General features: G+C 62.1%; 13 protein-coding genes. 10 read left to right on the top strand and 3 right to left on the bottom strand.

Features of this window, described 5'->3' with window-relative positions:
• Nucleotides 1–130 precede the first annotated feature (130 nt).
• Genes AB4Z27_RS21170 through AB4Z27_RS21155 form a run of 4 tightly spaced genes read left to right on the top strand, consistent with a single transcriptional unit; the run spans nucleotide 131 to nucleotide 4,956 of the window.
• Nucleotides 131–1,447, top strand: coding sequence for a sugar transferase (locus tag AB4Z27_RS21170; RefSeq protein ID WP_441645184.1), 1,317 nt, complete (start codon nucleotides 131–133; stop codon nucleotides 1,445–1,447).
• 37 nt (nucleotides 1,448–1,484) lie between these two features.
• Nucleotides 1,485–2,615 (top strand): glycosyltransferase, encoded by a 1,131-nt coding sequence (locus AB4Z27_RS21165; RefSeq protein WP_441645183.1) that lies wholly within the window; start codon nucleotides 1,485–1,487, stop codon nucleotides 2,613–2,615.
• On the top strand, nucleotides 2,600–3,838 hold the full coding sequence (locus AB4Z27_RS21160; protein WP_441645182.1) for a lipopolysaccharide biosynthesis protein: 1,239 nt from the start codon (nucleotides 2,600–2,602) through the stop codon (nucleotides 3,836–3,838). The genes AB4Z27_RS21165 and AB4Z27_RS21160 overlap by 16 nt, the downstream gene beginning before the upstream one ends.
• A complete protein-coding gene (locus AB4Z27_RS21155) occupies nucleotides 3,820–4,956 on the top strand; it encodes a glycosyltransferase family 4 protein (RefSeq protein WP_441645181.1) in 1,137 nt (378 codons plus the stop codon). Before AB4Z27_RS21160 ends, AB4Z27_RS21155 begins: the two co-directional genes overlap by 19 nt.
• On the opposite strand, the gene AB4Z27_RS21150 is transcribed toward AB4Z27_RS21155, so the two are convergent.
• The gene (locus tag AB4Z27_RS21150) at nucleotides 4,922–5,986 is read right to left on the bottom strand and encodes an MraY family glycosyltransferase (protein WP_441645180.1); all 1,065 of its coding nucleotides are present in this window, start codon (nucleotides 5,984–5,986) and stop codon (nucleotides 4,922–4,924) included. The genes AB4Z27_RS21155 and AB4Z27_RS21150 overlap by 35 nt on opposite strands.
• A 237-nt stretch (nucleotides 5,987–6,223) precedes the next feature.
• Between AB4Z27_RS21150 and AB4Z27_RS21145 the strand changes: the two genes are divergently transcribed.
• The 6 genes from AB4Z27_RS21145 to AB4Z27_RS21120 are packed head-to-tail and all read left to right on the top strand — an operon-like array spanning nucleotide 6,224 to nucleotide 12,696.
• Nucleotides 6,224–7,273, top strand: coding sequence for a glycosyltransferase family 4 protein (locus AB4Z27_RS21145; RefSeq protein WP_441645179.1), 1,050 nt, complete (start codon nucleotides 6,224–6,226; stop codon nucleotides 7,271–7,273).
• Nucleotides 7,270–8,424 carry a glycosyltransferase gene (locus AB4Z27_RS21140; RefSeq protein ID WP_441645178.1) on the top strand — a complete coding sequence of 385 codons (1,155 nt, stop codon included), beginning with the start codon at nucleotides 7,270–7,272 and terminating at the stop codon, nucleotides 8,422–8,424. The genes AB4Z27_RS21145 and AB4Z27_RS21140 overlap by 4 nt, the downstream gene beginning before the upstream one ends.
• Nucleotides 8,421–9,245 (top strand): glycosyltransferase family 2 protein, encoded by an 825-nt coding sequence (locus tag AB4Z27_RS21135; RefSeq protein ID WP_441645177.1) that lies wholly within the window; start codon nucleotides 8,421–8,423, stop codon nucleotides 9,243–9,245. The genes AB4Z27_RS21140 and AB4Z27_RS21135 overlap by 4 nt, the downstream gene beginning before the upstream one ends.
• Complete coding sequence (locus AB4Z27_RS21130; RefSeq protein ID WP_441645176.1) at nucleotides 9,236–10,471, top strand: hypothetical protein; 1,236 nt, start codon at nucleotides 9,236–9,238, stop codon at nucleotides 10,469–10,471. Before AB4Z27_RS21135 ends, AB4Z27_RS21130 begins: the two co-directional genes overlap by 10 nt.
• Entirely contained in the window at nucleotides 10,464–11,816 is a 1,353-nt protein-coding gene (gene wzy / locus AB4Z27_RS21125; RefSeq protein ID WP_441645175.1) for an O-antigen polysaccharide polymerase Wzy, read from the top strand. Before AB4Z27_RS21130 ends, wzy begins: the two co-directional genes overlap by 8 nt.
• Entirely contained in the window at nucleotides 11,797–12,696 is a 900-nt protein-coding gene (locus AB4Z27_RS21120; RefSeq protein WP_441645174.1) for a glycosyltransferase family 2 protein, read from the top strand. Before wzy ends, AB4Z27_RS21120 begins: the two co-directional genes overlap by 20 nt.
• Before the next feature lie 22 nt (nucleotides 12,697–12,718).
• Here the strand turns inward: AB4Z27_RS21120 and AB4Z27_RS21115 are convergent, their stop codons facing one another.
• Both AB4Z27_RS21115 and AB4Z27_RS21110 read right to left on the bottom strand, forming a co-directional pair.
• Nucleotides 12,719–13,594, bottom strand: coding sequence for a glycosyltransferase family 2 protein (locus AB4Z27_RS21115; protein WP_441645173.1), 876 nt, complete (start codon nucleotides 13,592–13,594; stop codon nucleotides 12,719–12,721).
• 17 nt (nucleotides 13,595–13,611) lie between these two features.
• Nucleotides 13,612–14,550 carry an NAD-dependent epimerase/dehydratase family protein gene (locus AB4Z27_RS21110; protein ID WP_441645172.1) on the bottom strand — a complete coding sequence of 313 codons (939 nt, stop codon included), beginning with the start codon at nucleotides 14,548–14,550 and terminating at the stop codon, nucleotides 13,612–13,614.
• Between the last annotated feature and the right edge of the window lie 12 nt (nucleotides 14,551–14,562).

Raw genomic sequence — 14,562 nt, 5'->3', positions numbered from 1 at the left:
CGACAGCGCATCATAACGCGTTGCCGCAGCGCGCTTCCGGCATCGAAATGCATCGCTGCCGGGGCAAGCCGAGGCATTCCGATAGTTAACGCAGAATGCCATGCGAGCGGACGTATGGCCAAAAAGACGAATGACGAAAATCAACAGCGTATCCCGCTCCAACGAAGTTGTGCGCGCCCGAGGATCCGAAACCATGCGGCGCGCCAGTCGTATGATGGGCTGGGCGCTCTTGGGCCTTTTTCTGCTCGGGCTCTCCATCCTGGCCGTGGAGTCGCTACGGCAGACCGGAGTGGTCACCGTATTGTTTACTCGCACGCTGGCATGGTCGGGCGTGGCGTACCTGTGCGCGTTCGCCCTGATGCTGCGTTCGTTGCATCTGCCGGCAGTCGAGGGGAACAGCCTGGTCGGCCTGTCCGTGACCCTTGCCTTCGTGATCCTCCTGGCCGGTTTTGCCGTACTGCGGGTGGAATACTCGCGCGTGGCGCTCGTGATCAGCTACTTCGCCACCCTGGTCTGGACGTGGAGCGGCTACCGACTGTTCGTCAGGAACTACGTGCCAGTCTTCGGCTATTCCGACGAGGGGACGCTCGCCCAGTTGGAGAAGATCCTGAACATGCCTGGTGCGGCACCGCCTAGCGCAAACCGGTTCGAGCACATCCGCTCCCTGTTCGAGGCCACGCGCTGCGATGCCCTGATGGTGGACCGCAATGCCACGGCCGACCCGGAACGGACCCGCCTGCTGTCCCAACTCAAGCTTTCCCACGTCCGAATGTACTCGGTGGAACGCATTGGCGAGATGCTGACGGGGCGCGTCGGGCTGGCACATATCGATGAGAATTTCCTTGACGACTATGCGAAGCACTACTTCTATGGCTTCTTCAAGCGGCTGCTCGACATCGTCGCCGTGATTGTGCTTTCGCCGCTGGCCCTGCCGCTTAGCGTGCTGGTGGGCCTGGCGGTACGGCTCGAATCGAAAGGCCCGGCGATATTCCGTCAGACCCGCGTCGGCGTGTTCGGCCGCGCGTTCGTGATGCTGAAGTTCCGCAGCATGACCACCGACGACGATGCGCCTGCGCAGTTCGCAAAGCGGCAGGACCCGCGCGTGACGCGCGTGGGCCGGGTTATCCGGAAGTACCGGCTCGACGAAATTCCCCAGCTTTGGAACGTGCTGAAGGGCGACATGAGCCTGATCGGCCCGCGACCCGAACAGGTACCGATGGTAGACCAGTTCTCGCAGAGTATTCCGTACTACCCCTATCGCCATCTGGTGCGCCCAGGGCTGTCCGGTTGGGCACAGGTACAGCAGGGTTACGTCGGCACACACGAGGAAACGGTAACCAAGCTCAGCTATGACCTTTACTACGTCAAGCACTGCTCGTTCGCACTGGATTTCCTGATCGCACTCAAGACCTTGCGGACGCTGCTAACCGGCTACGGTGCACGTTGAGTTCGAAGCTCCCGCTCCAGCCCTTCCGTCTCGGGCCATGCGCATCCTGCTGATCACTACCGGCCTGCGGATGGGTGGCGCTGAACAGCAGGTTGCAGCGCTGGCTCGGGAATTCCTCGCCCGGGGGCATCAGGTGGGGCTGATCAGCCTGACGCCCGACTGCGAGGTGCCGATGCCCGATGCAGTAGAACGGCTGATGCTCGACGTCCACAAGAACCCGCTCTCGATGGTCCAGGCCCTGCGCACTGCGCAACGCTTTGCCTTGCAATGGCGGCCGGACGTCATCAGCGCGCACATGTTCCACGCCAATATGTTTGCGCGTCTCCTGTCGCGGTTCGCCCGAATACCGCCGCTGGTCTGCGCGGCGCACAGCTTTTCCGAGGGCGGACGGCTGCGCATGTGGCTCTATCGGCTGACCAGCCGGTGGTGCACGCTGACCACCCAGGTCAGCGAAGCCAGCCGCGCAGAAATGATCCGCTTAGGCGCGGTCAGCGCCGACCGTGTACGTGTGATGTACAACGGCATCGACACCGACAAGTTCCGGCCCGACCCCGCTCTGCGTGCCAGCACGCGCGCCCGGCTCGGGCTCGACGCGCAGACGCGGCTGATCCTGACGATCGGACGCCTGGCCGCCGAGAAGGCGCAGGTCATGCTGATCGACGCCTTCGCGCGCATGGACCGCACCACGCCAGCACGGCTGCTGATCGCCGGCGACGGCCCGCAGCGGCAAGCGCTAGCGGCCCGCATCACCAGACACGGTCTAGGCGACACCGCCGCGCTGCTGGGCACGCGCCGTGACATCCCCGCCCTGCTCAATGCGGCCGATCTGTTCGTGCTGTCGTCGCGCGTGGAAGGCATGCCGCTCGTCATTGGCGAGGCCATGGCGTGCGGGCGACCTGTCGTCGCCACCGCCGCGCCGGGCGTGGCGGAACTGATGGGCGACATCGACACCGTCGTGCCAATTGACGATACGGATGCGCTGGCTGCCGCCATGCGCGCCGCGCTTGACCAGGACGGCAGTAGTGATGCCGCCACCACTCGCCGCGAACGCATCATCACGCATTTCGGCATCGAGGCCGCCACCGACCGTTGGCTGGCCCTCTTCGAGCAGCTGTGTCCGCCGGCCGGCGCCCGCCCTGGGCCGGTTCGCCCATGCGCCGACGCATAGCGAGCAACGTCAGCCTGATGCTGCTCGACCGCGGCGCGCAGGTCCTGGTCGGGCTGGGCGTCGTAGCAATCCTCGCGCGCGCGCTCGGCACGGAGAACTTCGCCGCGTTCCAGTATGCGCAGTCGATCGTCTTCATCGGGGCATCCGTGGCGCTGATCTGCGGTGGCGAGGTCGTGGTGCCGCGGCTCGTGGCGCTGGGGGACGCGGCGGCCCAGCACCGGCTGCTCGCCCATGTATTCCGACTGCGCTGGCTGGCGGCTTGCGGCGGCTACCTGTTGGTCGGCGCGTTCCTGGCGGCCTCGCCGCATGCGGGGCCGAGCTGGGGCCCCGCGCTGATCCTCGGGCTTGGCATCCTGCTGCGCGAGCCGTCGGGCGCCGTCATCGCCTGGATGCAGGCCCACACGCACAACCGCCCCGGGGTATACGTCAACCTGGCCTCGCTGACGCTCAAGGCCGCCGCCGTGGGGGCGCTGGCGTGGGCCGGCATCCACGCGGCCAACGCCTACGCGCTGGCGGTGGTGGCCGAACCGGTACTGGCGGCGCTGCTGCTGGCGTTGTATTACCGCCGGCGCATGCCATACGGGCGAGTGCAGCATGACCCCGCGCTGACGCGCCAGCTGTTTCACGATGGCTCGCTGTTCTGGATCAGCTTTATGCTGATGATGGGGGCGCGGCGCGTGGACCAGTTGCTGCTCCGCCCCCATGTGCCCACGACCGAATTCGCGGCCTATGCAGCCACGGTGCAGATCGTGGACAACTTCACCACCGTGGCCACAATTSTGGCCAGCGGCATTGCCCCCCTCTATATCTATGCGCGCGGCGAGTGCGGCGCCGCCATCCGCAACATCCTGAAACTGGCGCTGCTCCTGACAGCCCTGGGCGTCCTCGGCGCTGGCGCGCTGATCGGGCTGGCGCCGTGGATCGTGCACTGGCTCTATGGCGCGGCGTTCGCCGAGGCGGCGTCGCTACTGCGGCTGGCGCTGATGGTATCGCCGCTGGTCTTTGCCGATGTCGGCTTGACGGTGCTCGCCGTCTATCTGCGCCGGCCACGCTGGATCGCCATCAAATGGGGCATCGCCTGTGCCGCCACAATCGCGGTGGACTGGATCGCCATTCCGCACTACGGCGCCGAAGGTGCCATCCTCGGTTACGCCGTTGCCAGCGCGATCACCACGCTGTTCGGGCTGGGCATGTGGTGCCACGCATGGCGGACGGTTCGATGACGTGCCGCCCGGTGGTCTGCTTCCTTACCGGCACGCTCAACGCACTGGCCGGGGCGGAACGCGTGACGGCGAGCATCGCGAGCGCGCTGGCAGCACGCGGATATCGAATCCACGTGCTGAGCCTGTGGGATGAGACCAGTGCCTTTCCGCTGCATCCGGCCGTCATCCACAGCACCCTCTTCCCAGCGCGCCCGTCGTTCAAACGCCAATATGTGGCTACAGTATGGCGCATTAGGCGCTTTATGACCGAGCATGATGTCGACGTGCTGGTGGAGGTGGACCCGATGCTCACGCTGTTCACCCTGCCAGCATTGCTTGGCAGCCGCACCCGCCGCGTGGCTTGGGAGCATTGCCACTTCGACGAAGATCTCGGCAAGCCAGCGCGGCGTATTGCCCGGCGGCTGGCGGCCCGGACGGCTGCGGTGGTGGTGGTACTGACTGACCTCGACCGCCTGCGTTGGCGCGCAGCCATTCGCCATCGGTTCCAGATTGCCGTGATCGCCAATCCGCTGCCGTTCGACCTTCCGCCGGCGATGGAAGCCCTAACGCAGRCGCAAACAGTGCTGGCGGTCGGCCGGTTGGTGGAAGCCAAGGGCTTCGACATTTTGCTGGAGGCGTGGGCGWTAGTGGCCAGGGAGGCGCCGGACTGGCGGCTGGAAATCGTCGGCGAGGGGCCGGCGCGGCCGACGCTCGAGGCGCTTGTCGTGCAGTACGGCATCGCCGGGACGGTGTCGATGCCCGGGGCGCGCACCGACATCACCTCAGCCTACCAGCAGGCGGGCGTGTTCTGCCTGAGTTCACGCTATGAGGGTTTCGGTCTGGTCCTGCTCGAGGCGATGGCGTTCGGCCTGCCAGTGGTGGCAAGTGCCTGCGAAACGGGGCCGAAGGCGCTGCTCGTGGAGGGGGGAAATGCGGTGATGGTGCCACCGGAGGACGGGCCGGCGCTGGCACGGGCGCTGCTGCGGGTGATCGGTGACCCCAATCTCCGGTGGCAGCTCGCCAAAGGTGGCAGGCTGACCGCAGCGGCCCATACGATCAACCGGATCGTCGACCAAAAATGGGAAGCGCTGCTCCGGGGAGTGGTTACCGGGAACGGAGACGCCTCACCCAGCGAATGACAACCCACGCCCGCTGCATTATTAGAAGGTGGATGCCAGTGAACACGAGAAACGCGGCGAAGATGATGGAATCCGGTACGCCCTGCTTCCAGGCGACCACGCCAAGCAGGCCCAGCAGAAAATTGCCTATCAGCAGAAACCAGACCGCCAGTTTGCTGCTCAGCCCCATTCTCAGAAGCAGGTGATGCAAGTGTGTTCTGTCCGCCGCCAGCGGGTTTTTKCCCTGGATGGCGCGGCGTAGGACCACGGCCAATAGGTCCACCAGAATCAGTCCGACCACCCATAGCATGACCGCAGGGGGTACGTGGCGGCCGGCATTGTATTCCTTCTGAGACAACTCCACCGCAAACCAACTGATGCCATAGCCGAGCAACAGGCTGCCGGCATCGCCAAGGAAGACCAGTCGCTGGCGCAATGGACTCGGCATGTTAAACAGTAGGAAGCCGGCAATGGCGCCGCAGATCAGCAGGCAAATACGGTACGCGCCGGGGTTACCAATATCATGGGCAAGCCATGCGAACCAGCCGAACACGATCAGCGATAAGCCACCGGCCAGCCCATCCATGCCATCGGTCATATTAATGGCGTTAACCACCGCGAGGATCGCCAGCAGAGTCAGGGGAATGCCCCAAGCATAGAGAATGACGTCGCGCTTGTTGAGGAGGTCGCCGAGCGAGTGTAGGTACACCTCGCCCCAGGACGTCATCAGGATGGCAGCCGTGAACTGGAAGGCCAGCTTGCTCAGCGGCGGGATACCGTTCAGGTCGTCGAACAGCCCGACCAGCGCCAGCAGAGTCAGGCCGACAAAGAGCGCGTTGTAATGATCATAGCCGCGCACGAACATCGCGGTGCCCACCCAGATCGCGATCAGGATGGCGATGCCGCCCACGAGCGGCGTCGATCCCTCATGCCGCTTGCGGCCACCAGGGTGGTCCAGCAGGCCGCCGCGCGTAGCAAGGGGGCGAAGAATCAGCACAGCACCTGCACTCAGCATTGCCGAAATCGCAGGAAGCCAGAAAAGTTCGAACATGGAAACTCAAAAATTGATCGGGGCGAAGGATAGCGCAGTGGTTCGCGTAGAATGTGCCGCGCCGCAGCGCAGACCGGGCCATCTTGTGATCACGCTGCTTCGCATTCCAGCCGTTGCCGGGCACGCGTACTCCTGTCCGGCGGCAAGCCGTTATTAGACTTCACGTAATGACGCTCCGATAGTGGGGCCAGCCCTTGGCGTTGTGCAAACCACAATGGCACGACACCGGTACCGTTCATGCTCTTGCCTATCTATCTCGTATCGCGTAATGGAGTCCAAAACACCGGCGGCGTGGAACGCGTCGTGTCCCTGCTCCTGAATGACCTGACCCAGCACGGGGCCGACGTTACGCTCGTCGACGAAACTCTGGTTTTACCACAATTCCTGCGCACCAAACGCCTGGCACAGTTTACCTTTCCGATCGCCGCGTCGCTTTGGTTATGGATAAAACGATTATGCGGTAACCGTTTTCTTACAATTTCAAATTCATCCTATACGCCATTTTTTCCCGCTGACGTGGTCATCGTACACGGTTCGGCGGCCGGTTATATCCAGGCGCTCGCGGCATCGGGAAACCGGTTCCTGGGCATGCGGGTGCTCGCTCGACTCGAGGCTCTGACCATGCGGCGTGCGCACCGGGTGGCGTGTGTGTCGGAAGCGGTGCGCGACCTGTGTGTGGATCTGCAGGGAATTCCGGCTGAAAAGTGCATCATAATTCATAATGGCATCGACGCCTCGGTGTTCCACGCCCAGCCCAAGTTCACCGACAGGGTAGTCCGCCTCGGCTTTGCCGGCCGGCTCGAATACGGCAAGGGGCTACCCTACCTGATCGACGTCGCCCGCTGGGTCGGCGGCCAATCCGACGTGCGGCTCGTCATCGCGACGATGAGCGACATTCCAGCCGAATTGCGGGATTTGCAGAATGTCACGATCGTCCCCGGCCTGCCGCCGGAGAGGATGTCGGCGTTCTACGACGATATCGACGTGTTTGTCTTTCCGTCACTGTTCGAAGGCTTCGAACTGGTCACGCTCGAGGCGCTGGCGTCGGGCGTCAGCGTGCTGGGCACCCGTGTTGGCGCCTGCGATGTATTCCTGCGCCGGAACGTGCCTTGGGTCGGCGAACTGCCGACAGACAGCGCCGCATTCTTCAGGCAAGCTTCTGCGATTTTTACCCGGCTGCGCGCGCAGAACGATCCGCCCGCCATGCACGCGTTCATCGCCAATTCCTTTTCCACCCAGCGCTTCTGCGACCAGATACGCGCGCTGCTCAACGCCACACACTTGTGAAAGTCTTGCTGATATCGCCCAACGGATTGCAGGAGCTTTCCGGCGGCGGACTCTATTTGCGCTCGCTTGCGGGAGCGGTCTGCGCCGTAAGCGGCGTGACCGAGGTCACCATCGTTAGCAAGGATATGGGGCCCGAGATGGCCTTCGTGCCGCCCGCCCACTGCCGCACGGTCTATCTCCGGAAGAACAAGGTGCGTGACATCCTGGCGCGCACCCGGCTATATCCGACTTATCTGATCACCTACCTTTCCCGACTGGTCCGGCATGCCCGCGAGGCGGACATCGTGCTGTTCCACAATTCACGCTGCGGGCTGCTGATGGACATCATCCGGCGTCGCGTGCCGGGAAAGACCTATGCGATCCTGAGTGATAACGTGGAGGCCGAACTGCAGCGCCAGCACCTTGCCGGGAATGTGTTACGGCAAGTAAGTCAAGCGGTGGATTTGTGGCTCATTCATCGCGCCGAGGCGCCGTGTCGTTCGGCCGACTTCATGACATTCATTACCGAAGCGGACCGCGCGCTGTTCGCCAGCCACTTCGGCCACCCGGCGCGTACCGGCGTGCTGCCGATTTCGCTCTCTCCAGGCGACACGTCCGCACGGGGTGCATCGAGCGACGTGCCGCAAATCCTGTTCACGGCCCACTTCGGCTTCGCGCCGAACCAGACGGCGCTGCGTCATTTTGCCGACGTCGCGGCGCGCTACCGCGAGATCGGCGCTCGGCCGGCCACGTTCGTGGCCGCCGGGGCCCGCGCCGCCGAAATGGCTGCGCCCTATCCACAGTTAGAAGTGGTGGACACCCCCGCGCCAAATACCATGGCGGCCACTTTTGCCCGGGCGACCCTCTACGCCGCACCGGTTAGCTGGGGCAGCGGCATGAAGACCAAGGTTGCGGAAGCACTGTCGTTCGGCATCCCAGTCGTGTGCATGCCGAACGCGGCCGTCGGCTATGAAACCGCGTTGTCCGACGAAAGATATCGCGAGGCCATTAGCGTCGTCGAAACCGAACAAGAGATGGCGCAGACGCTTCACAGAATTTTACAAACCCAGGATCTTGCGTCACTTCGCAATATCGCTTTGGCCGCATTCAATGCCTTATACTCGCAGGCATCGCAGACTCGGCGGCTTGAATTGCTACTTTTCGCACAATGATTACATCGAGCGCGAGACCCCTGGTCAGTATCATTACGCCAGTACATAACGACGGGAGATATATTGGCGCCACTGCCAATTCGATCCTGCAACAAAGCCTCGGCGATTATGAGTGGATTTTGATCGACGATGGCTCGAATGGCGAGACCGCTGAGGTACTCGCCCGCCTTGCCGCGTCCGATGCACGCATTCGGATAATCACAAATCCCGTTGCATATGGTCCCGCCAAGGCCCGAAATATCGGCATCGCTGCAGCTCGGGGGGATTACGTGGCATTTCTCGATGCCGACGACATCTGGGATGCCACCAAGCTGGAGCAGCAGGTTGGATTCATGCGCGACCATGCGCTCGATTTCAGCTATCACGACTATATTCCGTTCGAGGACGGCAGCGGCCGCCCTCTCTCCAAGATTTGCGGGCCGGACCGGTTGACCCTGTTTACCCATAATGCCCGGCGCGGCGTGGGCTGCCTGGCGGTAATGCTCAAGCGCAGTATCGCTGGCGACGGCGTGTTCCCGGCAATGCCGCCCGGCCTCGTGGCCGAGGATTTCGCGGCGTGGGCAATTCTGATCAAGGGCGGGCTGCGCGGCGAACGGCTGCCAAAGGCGCTCGCCTGGTATCGTGTGCGCAAGCGTTCGTTCTCGTCGAACAAGGTGCGTTCGGCGAAGTCGGTATGGTTCATCATGCGGACGATGGAAGGCTTCGGCAAACTCACATCGACGTTCTTCCTGGCGAGCTTTCTCTGCACCGCTATGGCGTCGCGCCTCGCTGCCCGCGTTTTCGGACCGAACCAGACGCTGACGTCGCCTCCATGGCATTGAACGCGCTGATTTCAGGTCTGGGCGTTCTCCTTAAGCTGATTTGCGGGCTGGCTGCCAACAAGATCCTGTCCACACAACTGGGCCCGGCAGCCTTTGGCACGTGGGGCAACGTGTTCAGCCTGGCCACGCTTTACACCACGTTTTCGAACGGCGGAATCAGCCAGGGCCTGATCGCCCGGCTGTCCTCGCCGGGCCGGACAGACCGCGCCCGCGCGACCTGGTTGTCAGGCGGCATGCTGTTCGTGCTCGGCATGCCGTTGCTGATCGCCGTCTGGCATGCCGGTTTCCGCGAATTGAACATCGTCAGCGGCGCGGCGTGGCTGACGCCGCTGGCCGCGCTGGTGCTGGCGGTARTCGCCGGCTTGGCGCTGCACATCCAGGCAGCTTTGCTGTCCCAGGGCCGCTCCCGTCTGAATGCGATGGTGGTGGCGCTGTCGGGTCTGCTGGCGTTGGCGAGCTATTGGACTTTCGTCCAGACCGACTCGGTGCAGAGCGCCGTGCATGGGCTGCTCGCAGGCTTTGGCGCCACCCTGGCGGTGTGGCTACTTGTGGCTGCAGCAACCGGTACACGTTGGCTGGGCGGCGTGCGTCCGAGCCGGGAGGCCCTCGCGGCCGCCTGCTCGCTGGCACCCTACGTGGCTATCGCGCTGGCGCCGGCAGTGGTTGGCACCGCCGCGGTCATCGCCGTTCGGGAAACCATCGCCATGCGACTCGGCTTGGACGCGGCCGGTTTATGGCAAGGCATGTTTCGGATATCCGATGCAGTGATGGCCATGGCACAGGCAGTGGTGGGCTTTGTCCTCCTTCCGGAGGTGTTTCGTAGCGAATCGCCACACCGTACACTCAGGGGCCGATTGCGTGGCTATGTCTTGCTGGTCGCAGCTGGCGGCGCGTTAGGGCTGTTGATTCTAGCGTTTGGTGCCGACCGGATTGTAAGGCTGCTGTATTCCGATCAGTTCGCTAGTATCGCGCCGCTACTGTGGATCGAACTGCTTGGCGATGCCATCAAATGCCTGGCTATGCCATTTGTCGCGTTTTTTATTTATCAGCGAAATTTGCGTTATTCGTGGATTCTTGAACTGATGTTCTCGATCTGCTTTGTATTGGCCACCTATGTGCTCAYCGGTATCGCAGGTCTGGCTGGCGCCCCGATCGCCTATGTACTCGCCAACCTGAGCCTGCTGCTTACCGCTTTTGTTATGTTCTGGAGGACACGGGATGCCTGATATGCTTTTGATTGCCACGCTGGCGATGGCCATGGCCAATCTGGTCAGCGGCGCCTTCGGCAGCCTGGACGTACAGGCGCCGATTACCGCACTGTCGCTTCTCGTCTGTATTGCACGGGCTAGTCAGGCCTCATCGAGCCGGATCAACCCAACTAGCCTGCTTTGCCTCACGACGGCCCTGTTTCTGCTGAGCCGGTTCGTGATTACCTATTTCTTCGGCTGGGCCGATTATCGATATGGCGACTGGTTCCTGATGGGCCCAATGGACGACGCCATGTTGGCCCAGGCATTGGCCGCGATCTCCCTCTTCCTATGCGGCATTGTGCTGACGGCAGGCAAACTGGGAGAATTTCAGTTGAGGCACGATGCGGCGCTGGGCCGCTTTGCACTCGGTGCTGGGCTGCTGTTGCTGCCCTTCGCCACGTACCGGCTGTATGTCAATCTCAACACCTGGAAGAGCGGCGACTACCTGTCCATGTACAAGTATGGCGGCCCGGGGGGCCTGCTGTACGCGCTGGGCGGCTGGATGATCCTCTGCGCGTTCGCCTACCTTGCGTCGCGGCCGACGCGGCGCCAAGCGCTCGTCGCCTACGGCCTCGGCCTGCTCCTGTGTGTGATGGAAATGTTCAAGGGTGCTCGCGGGATTCCCATGGCGCAGATCCTTTGCCTGACCTGGCTCCTGATTTCCACGCAGGGTATCCGCGTCTCAGGTTGGAAAACGGTGGCCGCCGGCGTCGGCCTCGCCGTGCTCGCCGACATAGTAGGCCGCGTCCGCATAGGCATGCCGATCGGAACAGTCTTCTCCGCTGACCCCTTCGAAACGCTCTTTGGCTTCTTCTACGGCCAGGGCGTGTCGCTAATCTTCGTTGTTTCCACAATCAAGCACCTTGGGCAGTTCACGCCAGTGCTCGACGGCCTGAATTCGACCTTTGCCCTGTTCATTGATGGCTACCATCGCTTTTTCGGCGACATGGCCGTGGTCCAGACCATCGACTTCGCCCATCACACCACGAGTCTCGCACACCGTATCTCGTTCATCGTCGATGCTGAGATGTACCTGAACGGCAAGGGCATGGGCGGTTCCGCCGTCGCTGAGTCCATGCTTTACTCGGAACTGTTTGGCCCACTGATTGCCGGTCTCTTCACCGGCGGCTGCCTGCGATTCCTCTACCAGGCAGCGAAAGCTTCTCCTCGTGGATTGTTCGTTTTTGCCGCCACGCTCCCCTTTTTCCTACTGTTACCGCGCGAGAACCAATTCTTCTTCTTGGTCCCGCTGTTGAAGGCCATGCTGTTTGCCGGACTCGTATTCATCATTGCAAAGGTCCATGCCAGAGAACCAGCCTAAAGTCACTGTTGTCATTCCGACCTACAAGCGCTCGCATTTGCTAGCTGAGACAATCCCGACGTATCTGCAGGCCGAAGTGGCGCAACTGGTGCTCGTGGATGATTGTTCGCCCGACGATACACCGGAAGTGGCGCGTCAACTCATGCGGCGCTACCCGCGGATCACGTATCTTCGTAACGAGGTGAATAGCAAGCAGACGACTTCAAAGAATCGTGGCAAGGCGCTGGCAACTACCGAGTTCGTCTACTTTGGCGACGATGACTCTTGCCTGAGTCCCGGTGCACTTGACATTCTTCTGAGCACGGCAAGAGAGACGTCAAGCGATATCGTCGGCGCCTCTGCACTGTATCTGCGTGATGACCAGGATAGCGAAAGCGCGGTCATCGCACGCCGAACGGTAGCGACCGAAGTAGACGATGTGGTGAATCTCAGCCGACTTCAGTTCGACTTTGCCGCAAACGCCGCGCGTCCGCTGAAAGTGCCTGTGTGCCACGCATCGTTCTTGATCCGCGCTGATGCAGCCAAGGCCCTGGACTTCGATACGGGCTACATCGGCAACTGCTATCGCGAAGAGACAGACTTCTTGGTGCGCTGCCGTGCGCGCGGGTTGACCATCACCTATGAACCTCGCGCCCTACAAATTAACTTGCCCCCATCCCAAGCGACAGGCGGCGCACGCGGACGGGGCCGGTTGTCGTATGAGGCCTATGCGCTCTATAACACCGCGCGGTTTCTGTGGAAGAATCGGAAAGTACTGAAACACGCAGATGCTCGATGCAACGCGCTGCTGATGCTGTGCTGGTATGTCGGCGGGCGCACAACTGCCGTATTTGCACGACTGTATGGTGCGGTAATCCGGAAACTGCGCAGGCATGCCTAAGTACAGGAGGTCACTGTAAAGTCTATCGCTTGCCGACAGGCGCCGCGCACCGCTCCAGACTGCTACGAAGCGTGGCGACCACTTCCAATGGCGCGTGTTCCGACATGCGCATGAAATAAAGACGGCCGGCAAACGGCAACGCAGCCAGCAAATCTACCGCAACACGTACGCCAGTCAGCGCCAGCGCGCCTGCAGCATACGAGATCTGCCGTTGCTGCATGAAATATCTCAATTGTGCCCCTAGCAACGAGCGACGGGCCAACAACGTCTTGCGCAGATTGAAGTAGCCTTGCCTGTAGCCAAGTAATACGTCCTCGAGACACGCAAAGCGGCTTTCGCGATGACTGCGCAGCAGCAACTCCTGGTCTTCTGCTCGCATGACCTCCGGCAAGCCGTAGCGAAAGCGCGTAAACCACTCGCGACGACCCATCCAGCCCGGATGCGGCAAAGGAATACCTCGCCACGGCCGCACGCACATTGCCTCATGCGTGCCCGCGAACGGCAGAAGGCCTAGCACCTCGCCGTCTGTGCGGAACGCCACCGCCCGGCATCCCACTAGATCGATGTGGGGATGTGCTTCAAGGAAAGCCACCTGGCGCGCCAGCCGCTCCGGAAAACTCACGTCATCAGCATCCATCCGCGCGATATATCGGCCTTGCGCCAGTTCAATTCCCATGTTCAAGCGACGCGCCAAGCCCAATCTGCGCCTGTCTCGAATAACACGCACTCGCGGATCGGAGAAGGACTGCGCAATATCAACCGTATCGTCGTCCGAGCCGTCATCGAGCACCAGGATCTCGAAATCCGAAAACGTTTGCCCGCACAGCGAGCGCAATGCCAGGCCCAGCGTCTGCCCGGCATTGAAGGCTGGAAGAAGGATGGATATCGTTGGTCCCATGGCTCAGCTCCACTCCCTCATTGCCGCCGCGCCATGTCGCTGGAAATGGCTTCCCACATTGTCGACAGGCCTTGCTGGAAGTCGACGTCCGGCGCCCACCCTGTGCACGCCTGCAGCTTGCTGCTATCCAGCACATTTGCCGATACATCGAACTGCCGCGCCTGCTCGTGACGAATCCGCATCGGCAAGTTGCTGGCCGCAGTCAACGGCTCGATCGCTCGCATTACCTCAAGGTTGTTTCTACCCACACCTGAGCCCAGGTTGTAAATTTCCCCTACGACTCCGCTGTCGAGGACGGCCATGATGCCGCGTGCGACATCGGCGACGTGAATATAGTCGCGAATCGTGCCGAAATCGCCAAATATGGTCACATCCTGCTGGCTCAAAATCGCGCCCATTGCCGTCGCAATGAACCCCTGTCCAGTGAACGGTTGCTGCCCCACCCCGTAAGCGTTCGCGGGTCGCACGATGCTGATTGGAACGCCATGCAGCCGATGGAACATAAGCGAATACTTTTCCTGCGTCAGCTTCGTGATTCCGTAAGGCGAGACCGGGTTGGTCAGACTGGATTCCACGATAGGCAGTGTGGACGCGTGACCATAGACTGTACCGCCCGAAGAAACCATCACCATCTTGCGCAACGGCAACTGGCATGCGGCTTCCAGCAAGCCGACTGTAGGGGGAAGATTGGCGAGGATGTCGAAGACAGGATCCGCATAACTCGTTTTCGGCACGGTCGCGTACGCAAGGTCGATGACTTCGTGCGCGTCAGCAAGTTGGGCACGCCAGTCCACCTCTCCCTGGCCGACCGATACATAGCGCGCCGCCTGGGATAAGTGAACAGGCCGCGTCGGCCGTCGGCCGAGCACGGTCACCTCACGCCCGGACGCCAAGAGTTCGCGGACGAGCCAAGCGCCGATAAAGCCGGCTCCCCCAATCACAGAACAATGCATCATCGATTCACCTTG

This window comes from Cupriavidus sp. KB_39 (assembly GCF_052114485.1).
Taxonomy (GTDB): Bacteria; Pseudomonadota; Gammaproteobacteria; order Burkholderiales; family Burkholderiaceae; genus Cupriavidus.
The sequence above is the reverse complement of the archived record's forward strand: the minus strand, read 5'-3'. Positions and strand labels throughout refer to the sequence as shown.